16 protein-coding genes and 1 pseudogene are annotated in these 15,513 nt (G+C 62.6%); 6 read left to right on the top strand and 11 right to left on the bottom strand.

Annotation, left to right across the window (positions count from 1 at the left end):
* Positions 1-2 precede the first annotated feature (2 nt).
* Both HV773_RS11335 and HV773_RS11330 read left to right on the top strand, forming a co-directional pair.
* On the top strand, positions 3-1,187 hold the full coding sequence (locus HV773_RS11335) for an acetylornithine transaminase (RefSeq protein WP_129562641.1): 1,185 nt from the start codon (positions 3-5) through the stop codon (positions 1,185-1,187).
* A 31-nt stretch (positions 1,188-1,218) separates the two neighbouring features.
* Positions 1,219-1,689: a GNAT family acetyltransferase gene (locus HV773_RS11330; RefSeq protein ID WP_129562642.1), complete on the top strand. Its 471-nt coding sequence runs from the start codon at positions 1,219-1,221 to the stop codon at positions 1,687-1,689.
* Positions 1,690-1,785: 96 nt separating this feature from the next.
* Here HV773_RS11330 and HV773_RS11325 read toward each other — a convergent pair whose 3' ends face one another.
* From HV773_RS11325 to HV773_RS11295, 7 genes are all read right to left on the bottom strand, one after another.
* Positions 1,786-2,502 carry an ABC transporter ATP-binding protein gene (locus HV773_RS11325; protein ID WP_129562643.1) on the bottom strand — a complete coding sequence of 239 codons (717 nt, stop codon included), beginning with the start codon at positions 2,500-2,502 and terminating at the stop codon, positions 1,786-1,788.
* A complete protein-coding gene (locus HV773_RS11320) occupies positions 2,502-3,278 on the bottom strand; it encodes an ABC transporter ATP-binding protein (RefSeq protein ID WP_129562644.1) in 777 nt (258 codons plus the stop codon). The genes HV773_RS11325 and HV773_RS11320 overlap by 1 nt, the downstream gene beginning before the upstream one ends.
* 23 nt (positions 3,279-3,301) lie before the next feature.
* Positions 3,302-4,471 (bottom strand): ABC transporter permease subunit, encoded by a 1,170-nt coding sequence (locus HV773_RS11315; RefSeq protein WP_129562645.1) that lies wholly within the window; start codon positions 4,469-4,471, stop codon positions 3,302-3,304.
* 16 nt (positions 4,472-4,487) lie between these two features.
* Positions 4,488-5,438 (bottom strand): branched-chain amino acid ABC transporter permease, encoded by a 951-nt coding sequence (locus HV773_RS11310; protein WP_129562646.1) that lies wholly within the window; start codon positions 5,436-5,438, stop codon positions 4,488-4,490.
* Between the two features lie 211 nt (positions 5,439-5,649).
* Entirely contained in the window at positions 5,650-5,853 is a 204-nt protein-coding gene (locus HV773_RS11305; protein ID WP_129562647.1) for a hypothetical protein, read from the bottom strand.
* A gap of 547 nt (positions 5,854-6,400) precedes the next feature.
* Positions 6,401-7,360, bottom strand: a complete 960-nt coding sequence (ispH, locus tag HV773_RS11300) for a 4-hydroxy-3-methylbut-2-enyl diphosphate reductase (RefSeq protein ID WP_129562648.1) — start codon at positions 7,358-7,360, stop codon at positions 6,401-6,403.
* A gap of 5 nt (positions 7,361-7,365) precedes the next feature.
* Positions 7,366-7,821, bottom strand: coding sequence for an FKBP-type peptidyl-prolyl cis-trans isomerase (locus tag HV773_RS11295; protein WP_129562649.1), 456 nt, complete (start codon positions 7,819-7,821; stop codon positions 7,366-7,368).
* A gap of 313 nt (positions 7,822-8,134) precedes the next feature.
* Between HV773_RS11295 and radC the strand changes: the two genes are divergently transcribed.
* From radC to nadB, 4 genes are all read left to right on the top strand, one after another.
* Entirely contained in the window at positions 8,135-8,779 is a 645-nt protein-coding gene (gene radC / locus HV773_RS11290) for a RadC family protein (RefSeq protein ID WP_227875414.1), read from the top strand.
* Between the two features lie 276 nt (positions 8,780-9,055).
* A complete protein-coding gene (gene rpmB, locus HV773_RS11285; RefSeq protein ID WP_027794135.1) occupies positions 9,056-9,289 on the top strand; it encodes a 50S ribosomal protein L28 in 234 nt (77 codons plus the stop codon).
* A 10-nt stretch (positions 9,290-9,299) separates the two neighbouring features.
* A complete protein-coding gene (rpmG, locus tag HV773_RS11280; protein ID WP_027817504.1) occupies positions 9,300-9,467 on the top strand; it encodes a 50S ribosomal protein L33 in 168 nt (55 codons plus the stop codon).
* A gap of 154 nt (positions 9,468-9,621) precedes the next feature.
* Positions 9,622-11,223: an L-aspartate oxidase gene (gene nadB, locus HV773_RS11275; RefSeq protein ID WP_129562651.1), complete on the top strand. Its 1,602-nt coding sequence runs from the start codon at positions 9,622-9,624 to the stop codon at positions 11,221-11,223.
* A gap of 96 nt (positions 11,224-11,319) precedes the next feature.
* Here nadB and nadC read toward each other — a convergent pair whose 3' ends face one another.
* The 4 genes and pseudogenes from nadC to HV773_RS11255 all read right to left on the bottom strand — a co-directional run.
* Positions 11,320-12,234 carry a carboxylating nicotinate-nucleotide diphosphorylase gene (nadC, locus tag HV773_RS11270; protein WP_129562652.1) on the bottom strand — a complete coding sequence of 305 codons (915 nt, stop codon included), beginning with the start codon at positions 12,232-12,234 and terminating at the stop codon, positions 11,320-11,322.
* Positions 12,234-13,364, bottom strand: a complete 1,131-nt coding sequence (gene nadA / locus HV773_RS11265; protein WP_129562653.1) for a quinolinate synthase NadA — start codon at positions 13,362-13,364, stop codon at positions 12,234-12,236. Before nadA ends, nadC begins: the two co-directional genes overlap by 1 nt.
* Before the next feature lie 223 nt (positions 13,365-13,587).
* Positions 13,588-14,784, bottom strand: coding sequence for a DesA family fatty acid desaturase (locus HV773_RS11260; RefSeq protein ID WP_129562654.1), 1,197 nt, complete (start codon positions 14,782-14,784; stop codon positions 13,588-13,590).
* A 282-nt stretch (positions 14,785-15,066) separates the two neighbouring features.
* Positions 15,067-15,470, bottom strand: a pseudogene (locus HV773_RS11255) (mechanosensitive ion channel domain-containing protein); the annotation flags it as partial.
* Positions 15,471-15,513 lie beyond the last annotated feature (43 nt).

Here is a 15,513-nt window from a genome sequence, read left to right as displayed (position 1 = left end):
CCATGAATTTTTCCGAGTACCCGATCGAGTCGCTGATGTACATCACCAACCGGCCCGAAATCGTTTTCACGCATGGCAAGGGGTCGTGGCTGTACGACAACGAAGGCAAGCGATATCTGGACTTCATCCAGGGCTGGGCCGTGAACAGCCTCGGACACTGCAACGAAGGCATGATCGAGGCCGTGGAAAAGCAGGCGCGCGTGCTCATCAACCCGTCGCCGGCGTTCTATAACGAGCCGATGGCGAAGCTCGCGGGCCTCCTCACGGAGCACAGCTGCTTCGACAAGGTGTTCTTCGCCAACAGCGGCGCGGAAGCCAACGAAGGCGCGATCAAGCTCGCGCGCAAGTGGGGCAAGAAGTACCGCGACGGCGCCTACGAGATCATCACGTTCGACCACAGCTTCCACGGCCGCACGCTCGCGACCATGTCGGCAAGCGGCAAGCCGGGCTGGGACACAATCTACGCGCCGCAAGTGCCGGGCTTCCCGAAGGCCGACTTGAACGACATCGCCTCGGTCGAAAAGCTCATCACGGGCAAGACCGTCGCTGTGATGCTCGAGCCGATCCAGGGCGAAGGCGGCGTGATTCCCGCCACGCGCGAATTCATGCAGGAATTGCGCGCGCTCACGAAGAAGCACGGCATTCTGCTGATCGTCGATGAAGTACAGAGCGGCTGCGGCCGTGCGGGCACCCTCTTCGCCTACGAGCTCTCGGGCGTCGAGCCGGACATCATGACGCTCGGTAAGGGCATCGGCGGCGGCGTGCCGCTCGCGGCGCTGCTCGCGAAGCAGGAAATCACCGTGTTCGAAGCCGGCGACCAGGGCGGCACGTACAACGGCAACCCGCTGATGACGGCCGTGGGCTATTCGGTGATCTCGCAACTGGTTGCGCCGGGCTTTCTCGAGGGCGTGCGTGCGCGCGGTCAGTATCTGCGCGAGAAGCTGCTCGAACTGTCCGCGGAGCGCGGCTTCGAGGGCGAGCGCGGCGAAGGTCTGCTGCGCGCACTGCTGCTCGGCAAGGACATCGGTCCGGAAATCGTCGAGAAGGCGCGCCTCATGCAACCGGACGGTCTGCTACTCAATGCGGCGCGCCCGAACCTGCTGCGCTTCATGCCCGCTCTCAACGTGACGAACGAAGAGATCGACCAGATGATGGCGATGCTGCGCACGGTGCTCGATTCGCTGTAAGTACACGACCAGCACGCAAAAAAAGCGCCCCGTGTCCATTTCGATCCGCACCTTCGCCGTGGCCGATACCGAAGCCGTGCTCGCGTTGTGGCTGGACGCGTTCCCCGAGTACAGGGACGCGAGCCGGCCGCATCGCGATCCGCGCCTGTCGATCGCGAACAAGCTTGGTACGCAGCCCGAACTATTCTTCGTAGCCGTGCGCGACGAGGATGGCGAAGGCAGCGCGGTCATCGGCACGGTGATGGCGGGTTACGACGGCCATCGCGGCTGGCTCTATTCGCTCGCCGTGGCGCACGATGCACGGCGCCTTGGCATCGGCACGCGCCTCGTGCGGCATGCGGAACAGGCGCTGGCCTCGATGGGATGTCCGAAGCTCAATCTCCAGGTACTCAGCAGCAAGCCCGACGTGCTCGCGTTCTACGACGCGCTCGGCTTTCGCGCCGACGCGGTGGTGAGCCTCGGCAAGCGGCTCGACATGCCGGAATCGGAAACAAACGCGTAACAACCGGCGCTCTAATCGTCACGCCATAAAAAAGCCGCATGGACTTCGAAGTCCATGCGGCTTTCGTTTTTTCGCGGCCACGTGGACCGCTGAAACTCATTCACCCAGATACGCCGCGCGCACCTTCGGATCGTCGAGCATCTGCTTCGCGTCGCCTTCCATCGTCACGAGACCCGAGTCCATCACGTAGCCGCGATTCGCCGCCTGCAGCGCGAGCCGCGCGTTCTGCTCCACCAGCAGTACCGTGATGCCTTCGCCCGAAATCGTGCGCACCACTTCGAAGATCTTCTCGACCATGATCGGCGAGAGACCCATCGACGGCTCGTCGAGCAACAAAAGCTTCGGCTTGCTGATGATTGCGCGCGCCATCGCCAGCATCTGCTGTTCGCCGCCCGAAAGCGTGCCCGCGAGTTGCGACGCGCGCTCCTTCAAGCGCGGGAAGAAGCCGAACATGCGGTCGACGTCCTTCTGGATGCCGTCCTTGTCGTTGCGCAGGTACGCGCCCATCTGCATGTTCTCGATGATCGACATGCGCGCGAAGATGCCCCGCCCTTCCGGCACCATCGCCAGGCCGCGCTTCAGAAGCTCGTGTGCCGGCACGCCCTTGATCGACTGGCCCATGTATTCGATGTCGCCCGCCGAGTACGGTTTCAGGCCCGTGATCGCCTTCATGGTGGTGGTCTTGCCGGCGCCGTTCGCGCCGATCAGCGTGACGAGCTCGCCCTGCTGGACCTCCATGTCCACGCCCTTGACCGCCTGAATGCCGCCGTAATTGACCTGCAGGCCCTTGATTTTCAGAACCGGTGTAGCCATCAGTGAACTCCTGCGCCCAGATATGCCTCGATCACCTTCGGGTTCTTCTGCACGTCGTGCGGCAGGCCCTCGGCAATCACCTTCCCATAGTCGAGCACTGTCATGCGGTTGCACAGGCCCATCACCAGTTTCACGTCGTGCTCGATCAGCAGGATGGTCTTGCCATCGGCGCGGATCTTGTCGAGCAGGCGCGTGAGTTCGACCTTCTCGGTCGCGTTCATGCCGGCAGCCGGCTCGTCGAGCGCGAGCAGCTTCGGATCGGTCGCGAGCGCGCGCGCAATTTCCAGGCGGCGCTGGTGGCCGTACGAGAGATTGCGCGAGGTGTAGTCGGCGTACTGCGCAATGCCCACGTATTCGAGCAGTTCCAGCGCACGTTCCTTGATCTCGCGTTCTTCCTTGCGCTCGGCCGGCGTCTGGAACACCGCGCCCAGCAGGCCGTGCTTCGTGCGCACGTGACGCCCCACCATCACGTTTTCCAGTGCGGTCATGCCGCCGAACAGGCGGATGTTCTGGAACGTGCGCGCGATGCCGGCCTTCGCCACCTGATACACAGCGGTCGGCGTGTAGGTGTCGCCGTCGAGCCGGAATTCTCCCGAGTCCGGCGTGTAGAGGCCCGTGATCACGTTGAAGAACGTGGTCTTGCCCGCGCCGTTCGGGCCGATCAGGCCGTAGATGGTGCCCGACTCGATTTGCAGGCCCACGTCGGAGAGTGCCTGCAGGCCGCCGAAGCGTTTGTTCACGCCCTTCACCGACAGGCGGATTGGTTTGTCGCTCATATTCAGTTCTCCCGTCCTGTCGTTTAGGCGCGCACCGGCTTCTTGCTGGTGCGCTTCGCGATCTTCGCAATCTTGTCTTCATGCTTCGCGGCAGGCCACAAGCCTTCCGAGCGGTAGAGCATGATGACGACCATCGCTAGGCCGTAGAGCAGCTGACGAATGACTTCGGTATCGACGATCTGATGGCCGAACAGCATGTGCTGCAACGGGCCCATGGTCGAGCGCAGGAACTCGGGGAAGATCGACAGCAGGACCGCGCCCAGAATCACGCCCGGAATGTGGCCCATGCCGCCGAGCACCACGCAGGCGAGCACCACGACCGACTCCCAGAACGTAAACGATTCCGGCGAGACGAAGCCCTGGAACGCGCCAAACATCGCGCCCGAGAGACCACCGAACGACGCACCCATCGCGAACGCGAGCAGCTTCACGTTACGGGTGTTGATGCCCATAGCCTTGGCGGCGATTTCGTCTTCGCGAATCGCGGCCCATGCGCGGCCGATGCGCGAGTGTTGCAGACGCGTACACACCCAGATCACGAACAGCGCGCAGATCACGAACACGTAGTAGTAGCAGTACACCGACGTGAACGTGAAGCCAAAGACCGTATGCGGCTGCGAAAGATCCATGCCTGCGACGTGCAGCGGTGCCACGCCCGTAATGCCCTGCGGCCCGTTAGTGATGTTCACCGGACGGTCGAGGTTGTTCATGAAGATACGAACGATTTCCCCGAAGCCGAGGGTCACGATCGCGAGATAGTCGCCACGCAGACGCAGCGTCGGCGCGCCGAGCAGGACGCCCGCAAGCGCCGCAACCCCCATCGCGATTGGCACGACGATCCAGTACGGCGTATGCATGCCGTTCGGCAGCATGTGCGCGATCCACTCGAACTGGTTCGTGAGGTGCGGCGAGGTCAGCAGCGCGGCAACGTAGGCGCCCACTGCGTAGAACGCGATGTAGCCCAAGTCCAGCAGGCCGGCGAAGCCCACCACCACGTTCAGGCCTAGCGCGAGCATCACATAGAGCATCGCGAAGTCCAGCACGCGCACCCAGTAGTTGCCGCCCGCGGCGCCCACTACGAACGGAAGCGAGGCCACGACGATGGCGGTCACGATGCCCACCGTGAGCGTTTTCGCCGTGTTCTTTTCGGGGATGAGCGTCGTCGACGGCTCGATCGGTTGAATGGAAGTCATGTTGTGCTACCCCCTGTTATGCGCGGTCCGCGACACGTTCGCCCAGCAGCCCCGACGGACGGAACACGAGCACGACGATCAGCACGATGAATGCAAACACGTCCTGATAGTTACTGCCGAACACCCCTCCCGTCAGGCCGCCGATGTAGCCCGCGCCGAGCTGCTCGATGAGCCCGAGCACCACGCCGCCGACCATCGCGCCCCCAAGGTTGCCGATACCGCCGAGCACCGCCGCGGTGAACGCCTTCATGCCGGGGATGAAGCCCATGTAGAAGTGCGCATTGCCGTATTCGGAGGCGATCATCACGCCGGCCAGCGCAGCCAGCGCCGAGCCGATCATGAAGGTGGCCGAGATCACGAAGTTCGGGTTCACGCCCATCAGGCTCGCGTTGTTCGGATTTTCGGCGATCGCACGCATCGCGCGGCCGAGCTTGGTCTTGTGCACGAGGAGCAGCAGACCCGCCATCACGATGAACGCGACGGCGATGATGACGATTTCGGTCGGCGAGATCACCGCGCCGACGCCCGTGTCGGTCGCCTTGATCACGTTGATCGGGTCGGTCGAGATCAGTTGCGGGAAGGCCAACGGGTTGCGCGACCAGATCATCATCGCGAGCGTTTCCAGCAGGATCGACACGCCAATGGCGGTGATCAGCGGGGCGAGACGCGGTGCGCGCCGCAGCGGCCGGTAAGCGATTTTTTCGATCGTGTACCCGACCAAAGCGCAAACAATCGCGGCAACCACGAGCGCAATGCACAGTGTGGGGATATTCCCGAGGCCCGGGAAGTGGTTATGCAGCACGTTGATCGCGGAAAGCGCAACCATCGCGCCGACCATGAGCACGTCGCCATGCGCGAAATTGATGATGCCCAGAATCCCGTACACCATCGTATAGCCCAGCGCGATGATGGCGTAGATGCTGCCAAGCACCAGCCCGTTCAGGATCTGCTGGATGAAAATATCCATTTAATGCTCCTTTGCCCGTGCGACCGGATTCGCGCTCGTCATCGGCCGGTGGGCGATGTTTTACGGAACCGCAACGACACTCTCGGGTACTGAAGTAAAAGACCGGTAAAGGTTGGCCACACCCAGTTCGCTTTGCTGCTGTGTTGCAGCGGCAGGCTCGCCGGAAGCGGATGCAAAAACGGCACCGTCGGATGGTTCGGTGCCGTCGGGTTCAACAACTGCCTGTCACATTCGCAGCAACGCCTGCGCTGCGGACCTTGCGGCCAGCCTTGCGTGCGTTGTACGTCATGACCCCCTGCTTCGGCGCAAGGATCGATATTGCGCTCGTGCCCGCTTCGACACTGCGGACGAACCACGTCTGGTGCGTTGCAACCGCAGCCGCCGAAGGCGCGGCAAAAGCAAACTCGACTTCCATTAATCAGGTCTCCTGCGCCTTCCGAAATGCTTGCCTGGAGGGCCTCACAAGGACATTCGGCCCCCAGAACGCGCGCATTGTAACGCCAATTATGCGGCAGGCAATATTGTTGAACCGACAGGGTTTTCCTGCATTGCAACCTCTTTTTGAAATAGGAAGGTGACATAGGTTGCACCCATGGTTGCGCCATATTTCAGTGCATCAGTTGCACCAAAAACCTGCCCCGCGTGCATCAAGTGTTGTTTCAGCCTGGCGCGACGCCTTACCAGGTGGGCATTGCCTTAATCGTCGTCTGGATTTAAGTAGTTATTGAGATTTCGCATCGAATCGGTGCGCAGAGAATTGTGAGAGGCCAAACTACCCGAAAACAGGGGTCACACCATGAAATTCGGCCCGGCCCTTTAGCGAAAACACTAATACGGCCAGGCCGAAACAACGAGGTTTACCTCACACTTCGCGAGATGCATCCCTATTTAATCATTTCGCGGCCATAAAAAAAGCGCACCATCAGTGCGCTTTCTTCTGGAACCGGAGACAAGGTCCGGTATCAGGCCGACTGCCCAAGCCCTCTTGGCAGCGGAAATGCAATGCTTTCTTCGATACCCTCGAGCGCGCGCACATTGCGCACGCCCAGTTCACGCAAACGCTCGATGATTTGCTGCGCGAGCGCCTCGGGCGCCGACGCGCCCGCTGTCAGGCCGATGCGGCGCTTGCCCTCGAGCCAGCGCGGATCGATCTGGTCCGGCGCATCCACCATATAGGCGGGAATGCCGCGCTTTTCGGCCACTTCGCGCAGACGGTTCGAATTGGAGCTGTTCGGGCTGCCCACCACGATCACGACGTCGCACTGCGGCGCCATGAACTTGACCGCGTCCTGACGGTTCTGCGTGGCGTAGCAGATGTCCTGCTTCTTGGGCTCGCGAATATCGGGGAAACGTTGCTTGAGCGCGGCGATGATATCGGCCGCATCGTCCACTGAGAGTGTGGTCTGCGTGACGAACGCCACGCGCTGCGGGTCGCGCAGGGTGAGCGCGGCCACGTCGGAGATATCCTCGACCAGATACATGCCCTCGCGCACCTGGCCCATCGTGCCTTCAACTTCCGGATGTCCCTTGTGGCCGATCATCACGATGTCGAGGCCTTCGTCGCGCATCTTCGCCACTTCGACGTGCACCTTGGTCACAAGCGGGCAAGTCGCGTCGTAGACGCGCAGGCCGCGCGCCTCGGCGTCGGCGCGCACGGCCTTGGACACGCCGTGGGCGCTGAAGATGACGGTGTTGCCGGCCGGCACTTCGTCGAGCTGCTCGATGAAGATCGCGCCTTTCTTGCGCAGGTCTTCAACCACGTAGGCGTTATGGACGATCTCGTGGCGCACGTAAATGGGCGCGCCATGCAGTTGAATGGCCCGCTCGACGATCTCGATGGCGCGGTCGACACCGGCGCAAAACCCGCGCGGCTGGGCGAGCAGGATTTCTGCATCGGAGAGTTGGGACGTGTCCGTGGTCATGGGCTTTAAAGGATTCCGATGATTTGCACTTCGAACGCAACCGCCTGGCCTGCGAGCGGGTGGTTGAAATCGAACAGCGCTGAGCTGTCGTTCACCTCCTTGAGCACGCCGGCGTAGCGGCCGCCGTCGGGGGCGTTGAACTCGATGAGGTCGCCGGGGTTGAACGACTCGCCGATCACCGCATTGTCGCGCAACGTCTTGAGCGAGATACGCTGGATCAGGTCGGGGTTGCGCTGGCCGAAAGCGACGCCGGGTTCTAGCTGAAAGGTGGAGTGGTGCCCCACTTTCAGACCGATCAGAATGTTCTCCAGCGGCGGCGAAAGCTGCCCGACGCCCAGCAGCAGCGTGGCGGGGCGGTCGGCAAACGTATTGACGATCTCGGTGCCGTCGGCAAGCGAAAGCCGGTAGTTCAGGGTGACGTGGGAACCGGGTTTCACCTCGGAGATGTCGATGATGCTCATGCGGTACTCATTTTCGTCTGGTCGCGAGCGCAACGCGTGCGCACGGAAGGCGCCCTCAAGGGGCCGGTCCGGCCGCCTTCCTGCGGTCGGAAAACCCGTATTGTAAGCCACATGGTTGCTGGACGGCGGTCATACGCCCCGCCCGGCGCGAGGAGATCCTATGTTCGAAATCGCCTGTAACAAGCCGCTTTGGCGCGACGGCGCCGCTTCCGGCGCGGGCGGCGCTCCGCCCGCTTTTGCGTGCGACGCGGTGCGAACACCCCCGACCGCTTTGGTCACGGGCAGCGAGCACACTGCGGCGCAGCGCCGCGCAATGCCGCGCGAACGCCTGCGCGAATCCGGTCCGTCCGCGCTCTCCGACCTCGAACTGGTCGTGCTCGTGCTTGGCTCGGGGCTGCGGGGCCACAACGTATTCGACGTTGCCAGATCGCTGCTTGCGCATTTCGGATCGCTGCGCGCCATGCTCGACGCCCAGCGCGAGGAATTCGAAGGTTTGCGCGGCATCGGGCCGGCCAAAGCCTCGAAGCTCGTGGCGGTGCTAGAACTCGCCCGCCGCGCACTTGCCGAGCAACTGGAAGACAAACCGTTGATCGATTCCCCCGGCGCGGTCGAAGACTATCTACGCCTGCTGATCGGCGGGCGCGGCTACGAAGTGTTCGTGTGCCTATTTCTCGACGTGCGGCACCGGCTGATCCGCACCGAGGAAAGCACGCGCGGCTCGCTCACGCGCATGGCGGTGTACCCGCGCGAAATCGTGCGACGCGCCTTGATGCTCAATGCGGCAAGCCTGATCGTCGCGCATAATCATCCGTCGGGCGCGGTCCAGCCGAGCGCGAGCGACCGGCGCCTCACGCGGGTGCTGCGCGAAACCCTCGCGCTCGTGGAAGTGCAGCTCGTGGACCACCTGATCATCGGCACGCAGGAGACGTTTTCGTTTGCCCAGCACGGTCTCGATTGACGCCACGGCGTCCCCACCCATTTTCCTGTGCCGGGTGTCGTACGGCACCACCACGTCATCCGTAAATCGCGTTTGATTTTCCAGGCATTTTCCTGCTAGAATTCCGGTTTGCCTATTTCCAACCCTGTTCCGAAGCCCGTCGCGGCGTTCCAGGGGAAATACGGCCTGGGTTCGAGGTTGTCTCTCATCCATACGTGAGCGCGCTCTTATTCCGGCCATTTCTCGCCTGGGAAACTTAAGCGGCTCTCGAACTCAGAATTTCCGTAGGAGTGTCTCATGGCACGTGTATGCCAAGTCACTGGGAAAGCGCCGATGAGCGGCAACAACGTTTCCCACGCAAACAACAAAACCAAGCGCCGTTTCCTCCCGAATCTGCAAAATCGCCGTTTCTGGGTTGAAAGCGAAAACCGTTGGGTGCGTCTGCGCATCTCGAACGCAGGCCTGCGCCTGATCGACAAGAACGGCATCGATTCCGTGCTCGCAGACCTGCGCGCACGCGGCGAACTGTAAGGAGTAAATCATGGCCAAGGGTATCCGCGACAAGATCAAGCTCGAGTCGACCGCAGGCACGGGTCACTTCTACACGACCACGAAGAACAAGCGCAACATGCCGGAAAAAATGTCGATCAAGAAGTTCGACCCGGTTGTTCGCAAGCACGTCGAGTACAAGGAAACCAAGATCAAGTAATTGATCGGGTTTCGAGCCTGACGAAGACAGAAAAACCCCGCCTTTTGGCGGGGTTTTTCTTTTTGCGCCACAAGTGCGGCTTTTCGTTCGCTCCCCTCTCGGAGTATGCTTCCCGCTTCACCAGGTAGAACAAGAGAGACGGAGAGGCAGGACCATGAATTTCGATGTAGCGATCGTCGGCAGCGGACTGGCGGGACTGAGTGTTGCGCTGAACCTCGCGGATTCGCGCCGCGTGGTATTGATCGCCAAGCGCGCAATGACCGAAGGCGCAAGCGACCGCGCGCAAGGCGGCATAGCCGCAGTGCTCGATTCGGCCGATAGCGTGGAAAACCACGTGGACGACACGCTCGTCGCCGGCGGCGGCCTGTGCGAGGAAGCCGCCACACGCTATATCGTCGAGCATGGCCGCGAGGCCATCGAATGGCTGATCGGCCAGGAGGTGCCGTTCACGAAGGACGCCGCCGCCGAACTCGGCTTCCATCTCACGCGCGAGGGCGGCCACAGCCACCGGCGCATCATCCACGCCGCCGACGCGACCGGCCATGCAGTCGTGCAAACGCTGCTCGAACGCGCGCGACAGCACCCGAACATCACGATCCTCGAAGATCACCAGGCGATCGACGTCATCACGTCCGACCGTCTCGGCCTGCCGGGCCGCCGTTGCCACGGACTCTACGCGCTCGATCTGAAGAACGACCGCACGGTAACGATCCAGGCGCCGCACACGGTGCTGGCCACGGGCGGCGCGGGCAAGGTGTACCTCTACACGACCAACCCCGACACGGCCACCGGAGACGGCATCGCCATGGCCTGGCGCGCGGGTTGCCGGGTCGCGAACATGGAGTTCATCCAGTTCCACCCCACTTGCTTGTTCCACCCGCACGCCAAGTCCTTCCTGATTTCCGAAGCCGTGCGCGGCGAAGGCGGCCTGCTGCGCCTGCCCGACGGCACGCGCTTCATGCCCGCGCACGACGCGCGCGAGGAGCTTGCGCCGCGCGACATCGTCGCGCGCGCGATCGACTTCGAGATCAAGAAGCACGGCATCGACTGCGTGCATCTGGACATCAGCCATCAACCGCTGGCGTTCCTCGAAGAGCACTTCCCGACGATCCTCGCGCGCTGCCGCGAGTTCGGCATCGACATCGCGAAAGAGCCCATCCCTGTCGTGCCCGCCGCGCACTATACCTGCGGCGGCGTCGTGACCGACCTGGCCGGGCGCACCGACCTCGCGGGGCTCTACGCCGTCGGCGAAACGTCGTACACGGGCCTGCACGGCGCCAACCGGCTTGCCAGCAACTCGCTGCTCGAATGCCTCGTGATCGGCCGTTCGGCTGCCGAGGCGATCGAAGCCGAGGGCTTCGGCGCGGGCGCGCACGCCCCGCTGCCCGACTGGGACGAAAGCCGGGTCTCCGATTCCGATGAAGAAGTGGTGGTCGCCCACAACTGGGACGAACTGCGCCGCCTCATGTGGAACTACGTGGGCATCGTGCGCACCGACAAGCGCCTCGAACGCGCGCAGCATCGCATCGCGCTCCTGCGCGACGAGATTCTCGAGTACTACGCGAACTTCCGCGTGACACGCGATCTACTGGAGTTGCGCAACCTGGTCGACGTGGCGTCGCTGATCGTCGAAAGCGCGCGCTCGCGCCGCGAGAGCCGCGGCCTGCACTACAGCCGCGACTGGCCGAACACGCTGCCCAAGGCGCTGCCGACCGTGCTCTCGCCGGAACGCGTGCGCAATCGCACCGTGTCGTAAAGCCGTGAAGACCTGAAGGCTCCGCGCCGGCCCAGCAAAAAGGCCGCCTCTCGCGAGGCGGCCTTTTTCGTTCTGCACCTGTGAAACGCAGCGTGCTCAGACGATCCGCATCGAATAGTCCGTGGCCCGCACGTCCTTGGTCAGGGCACCGATCGAGACGCGATCCACGCCCGTTTCCGCAATCGTGCGCACCGTATCGAAGTTCACGCCGCCCGAGACTTCGAGCACCGCGCCCCCCGCCGTACGCTTGACGGCCTCGCGCATCATCTCGAACGAGAAGTTGTCGAGCAGCACCGACTTCGCGCCGTGCGCGAGCGCCGCATCGAGCTGTTCGAGCGTCTCGACTTCGATCTGGATCGGCACGCCGGCATTCAGGGCGATCGCCGCGTCCATCGCCGCGCCGACACCGCCGGCCGCCGCGATATGGTTTTCCTTGATCAGGATGCCGTCGTAAAGCGCGAGGCGCTGGTTCGCGCCGCCGCCCACGCGCACCGCGTACTTCTGCGCGAGACGCAGGCCCGGCAGCGTCTTGCGCGTGTCGAGAATGCGCGTGTGCGTGTGCGCGATCATGTCGACATAGCGGCGCGTCACGCTCGCCACGCCCGAGAGCAGTTGCAGAAAATTCATCGCGTTGCGCTCGGCCGTGAGAAGCGAGCGCGCCGGGCCGCGCAGCGAGCAGACGATGGTGTCCGCGGTCATGCGCTCGCCTTCGCGATAGTGCCAGCGCACTTCGATGCGCGCATCGACCTGCTTCACCACGCCATCGAACCACAGCACGCCGCACAGCACCGCGTCCTCGCGCACGATAATGCGCGCATCGCGCACTTCGTCCGCGGGCACGAGACGGCCCGTCTGGTCGACCGGTCCGACGTCTTCCGCGAGCGCATCCGCCACATTACGCGCGATCGCGGCGTCGAACGCCGCGCCGTACTGCGCGCGCACTTCGTCGAGCACAGACGCAACGGCGTCCGCTGCGCGCAACTCGCGCGCGCCTTCCTTCAAATTCGTCATTACGCCGCCCCTACCTGCGAGAACAGCGCGGTATCGCGCGCGAGGTCGCCGCTCGCCTGCACGCGGCGCTTGTGCTCGGCCGCGAACGCAAGCATGCGGTCGATCGGCAAGCGCGCGCGCTCGCCTAGCGACGCATCGACGAAAATTTCGTTGTGACCGCGCTCGAGCACGTCGGCGAGATTCGAGAGACCATTCATGGCCATCCACGGGCAATGCGCGCAGCTCTTGCAGGTCGCGCTGTTGCCGGCGGTCGGTGCCTCGATGAAGGTCTTGCCCGGCGCCGCGAGCTGCATCTTGTGCAGAATGCCTAGATCGGTCGCGACGATGAAACGCTGTGCATCGAGCTTCACCGCTGCGTCGATCAACTGCGTGGTCGACCCAACCACGTCCGCCAGCGCAACGACGGCTTCAGGCGACTCGGGGTGCACGAGCACCTTGGCATCGGGATATTCGGCGCGCAGCAGATCGAGCTCGACGCCCTTGAACTCGTCGTGCACGAGGCACGAGCCCTGCCACAGCAGCATGTCGGCACCGGTCTTCTTCTGGATGTAATTACCCAGATGGCGGTCCGGCGCCCAGAGGATCTTCTCGCCCTTCGCGTGCAGATGAGCCACGATCTCGAGACCGATCGAGGAAGTCACCATCCAGTCCGCGCGGGCCTTCACAGCAGCGCTGGTGTTCGCATAAACCACCACGGTGCGATCGGGATGCTCGTCGCAAAACGCGGAAAATTCGTCGACGGGGCAGCCGAGGTCGAGCGAGCAAGTCGCGTCGAGATCCGGCATCAGGATGCGCTTGTTGGGGCTCAGAATCTTGGCGGTCTCGCCCATGAAGCGCACACCCGCCACTACGAGCGTCTGCGCCTCGTGATCGCGGCCGAAGCGCGCCATCTCGAGCGAATCGGCCACGCAGCCGCCGGTTTCATCCGCCAGCTCCTGCAATTCAGGATCGACATAATAGTGCGCGACGAGCACCGCCTTTTCCCGCTTGAGCAATGCGCGAATGCGCTCCTTCAATGCAACGCGCTCCGCTGCGCCGGGTGCGTCGGGCACCTTCGCCCACGCCTGTCCGACGCTGCAGACGGCACCCTGCGGCCGGTCGTACTCGACCTTCCTGATTGCCTGACTCATGATCTCCTCTGTCGGCCAGAGTGGACGCAAAGCGCTTACTCCGGCCCCATGCCTTGTTACGGTCCTGCCGATCGCCGCAGCTCCAGACCGGTGCAAGACACCGTCTTTTTCCGCAGCCCCAAAAGAAAAACCCCGCCAGCGCGGGGTTTTGTGACGTACCTGAATTCTAATGGATTTTTTCGAGACTCACGCAGAGCGCATTGGCCGAAAAAACAACGAAGAATCAGGCGTAGCGGCGCAGACGCGACGCGAACTCCTGGAGCGCCTTGATACCGCTTTGCTCGGCGCGGTGGCACCAATCCTGGAGCTGCGTAAGCAGTTGTTCGCGCGAGGCGCTTGAACGCTCCCAGATTGCCGAGAGCTCGGTGCGCAGCTCGATGTACGTGCGCAGCTTCTGGCTGTTCGCAAAAATTTGCGGCAACTGACGCTTCTGCGGCTCGTTCAGGCTGGATTCTTCCTTGTCGAACCACTTGCGCGCGCCGCGCATGACCTTGTACTTCTCGCGCTCACCCACTTCCTTCAGATGCGAGAGTTCCTGGCGATACGCCTGCTTCACGGCCTTCGCGTAACTCGCCATCACTTCATAGCGGTTCGAGAGCACGGCCTGAAGCGTCTCGTGGTCGGCCACGAGCTTGCCCTTGGTGAGGCGCGGCGTGGGCGCAACCTTCTTGACCTTGGCAAGACCCACGGCCTGCATCATGCGGATATACATCCAGCCGATGTCGAACTCGTACCACTTGTTCGAGAGCTTCGCGGAGGTCGCAAAGGTGTGATGGTTGTTATGCAGTTCTTCACCGCCGATGATGATGCCGATCGGCAGCAGGTTCGTGCTCGCATCCGACGAATTGAAATTGCGATAGCCCCAGAAGTGACCGAGACCGTTCACGACGCCGGCGGCCCAGAACGGGATCCAGGCCATCTGCACGGCCCACACCGTAAAACCGACCACGCCGAACAGCGCAACGTCGATCACCATCATGATGCTCACGCCGAGGATCGGAAAGCGCGTGTAGACGTTGCGCTCCATCCAGTCGTTAGGCGTGCCGTGGCTGAAGCGGCGCAGCGTTTCTTCGTTCTTCGCTTCGGCGCGATAGAGTTCGGCGCCTTCGAGCAGCACCTTCCACAGGCCGCGCGTTTGCGGGCTGTGCGGATCTTCTTCGGTCTCGCACTTGGCGTGGTGCTTGCGATGGATGGCCGCCCACTGCCCCGTGAGCATGCCCGTGGTCATCCACAGCCAGAAACGGAAGAAGTGGCTGGCGATGGGGTGCAGGTCGAGCGCGCGGTGCGCCTGGCAGCGGTGCAGGTACACCGTCACGCCAATGATCGTGATGTGGGTGACCACAGCCACGAAAAGCAGGATCTGCCACCACGAGAAATGCAGTATCCCGTGGGCAAGGAAATCAAGCAGGGAATTCAACAAGGTTTTTACCCGTGAAACGAAGCGACCGGCCTTTCAGGCCTGCGCCGATGTCAAGAAAATGAAAGCGACCAGGAGGGGTTGGACGGCATTCTACTAGAACCGTTCCAAGTGTTTGTAACAAATAGAGATTTTTTTCCCAAATGGCCGCGACGTCAATCTCTGGATACACATTTGAGGCTGTTTGCCACACCTGCCCGAGACTTTCCCGAGTCTTCGATCCCCATTTCACCATCACGACCTCATCTGGCAACAACAGGATCGCAGCTCCGCCTTAACGTGACCTTAAGTGGCCAAGGCGACGCTCCTCGGCGCGGGCATCGGCTGACCGGCAGGCCGCACGTCGCGCTGTGCCGGTGGGATGGCGATCCCGTGTTCCCCGAAAAGCCGCCACACGTTGCGATTCACGTCCGAACGCACGCCAGTTCCAGGTTCGATGTGTACGCCACCCGAACGGACAATTTCGCAGAACCCCGAGTCAAATAGGACGAGTGATTCTGCACCACGTCGGTAATCGGCTTTTCATTGGGAATCAGGGTCTCGATACCATCAAGACTGCGCACGACCGTGTAGCAGCGGTGAATCCGTATGATTAGACCCTTCATTTACCTCACGCTGATGGTGTCGCCAATACGCAACGAGCGGGCCGCCAGCACAATGAAGCCCGACACATAGTTACTGGCGATTTTCTAAATGACGCGGGGCCGTCCAGCTCCACCGGACGGCCCCGCG

Origin of the sequence: Paraburkholderia caffeinitolerans (genome assembly GCF_902859945.1) — a bacterium.
Taxonomy (GTDB): domain Bacteria; phylum Pseudomonadota; class Gammaproteobacteria; order Burkholderiales; family Burkholderiaceae; genus Paraburkholderia; species Paraburkholderia caffeinitolerans.
The sequence above is the reverse complement of the archived record's forward strand: the minus strand, read 5'-3'. Positions and strand labels throughout refer to the sequence as shown.

Bases quoted from the DNA above. Each gene is read 5' to 3' on its own strand.
- HV773_RS11335 (WP_129562641.1), top strand. From the start codon at position 3: ATGAATTTTTCCGAGTACCCGATCGAGTCGCTGATGTACATCACCAAC.
- HV773_RS11325 (WP_129562643.1), bottom strand. From the start codon at position 2,502: ATGGCTACACCGGTTCTGAAAATCAAGGGCCTGCAGGTCAATTACGGC.
- HV773_RS11320 (WP_129562644.1), bottom strand. From the start codon at position 3,278: ATGAGCGACAAACCAATCCGCCTGTCGGTGAAGGGCGTGAACAAACGC.
- HV773_RS11315 (WP_129562645.1), bottom strand. From the start codon at position 4,471: ATGACTTCCATTCAACCGATCGAGCCGTCGACGACGCTCATCCCCGAA.
- HV773_RS11310 (WP_129562646.1), bottom strand. From the start codon at position 5,438: ATGGATATTTTCATCCAGCAGATCCTGAACGGGCTGGTGCTTGGCAGC.
- HV773_RS11305 (WP_129562647.1), bottom strand. From the start codon at position 5,853: ATGGAAGTCGAGTTTGCTTTTGCCGCGCCTTCGGCGGCTGCGGTTGCA.
- ispH (WP_129562648.1), bottom strand. From the start codon at position 7,360: ATGACCACGGACACGTCCCAACTCTCCGATGCAGAAATCCTGCTCGCC.
- HV773_RS11295 (WP_129562649.1), bottom strand. From the start codon at position 7,821: ATGAGCATCATCGACATCTCCGAGGTGAAACCCGGTTCCCACGTCACC.
- radC (WP_227875414.1), top strand. From the start codon at position 8,135: ATGCCGCGCGAACGCCTGCGCGAATCCGGTCCGTCCGCGCTCTCCGAC.
- rpmB (WP_027794135.1), top strand. From the start codon at position 9,056: ATGGCACGTGTATGCCAAGTCACTGGGAAAGCGCCGATGAGCGGCAAC.
- rpmG (WP_027817504.1), top strand. From the start codon at position 9,300: ATGGCCAAGGGTATCCGCGACAAGATCAAGCTCGAGTCGACCGCAGGC.
- nadB (WP_129562651.1), top strand. From the start codon at position 9,622: ATGAATTTCGATGTAGCGATCGTCGGCAGCGGACTGGCGGGACTGAGT.
- nadC (WP_129562652.1), bottom strand. From the start codon at position 12,234: ATGACGAATTTGAAGGAAGGCGCGCGCGAGTTGCGCGCAGCGGACGCC.
- nadA (WP_129562653.1), bottom strand. From the start codon at position 13,364: ATGAGTCAGGCAATCAGGAAGGTCGAGTACGACCGGCCGCAGGGTGCC.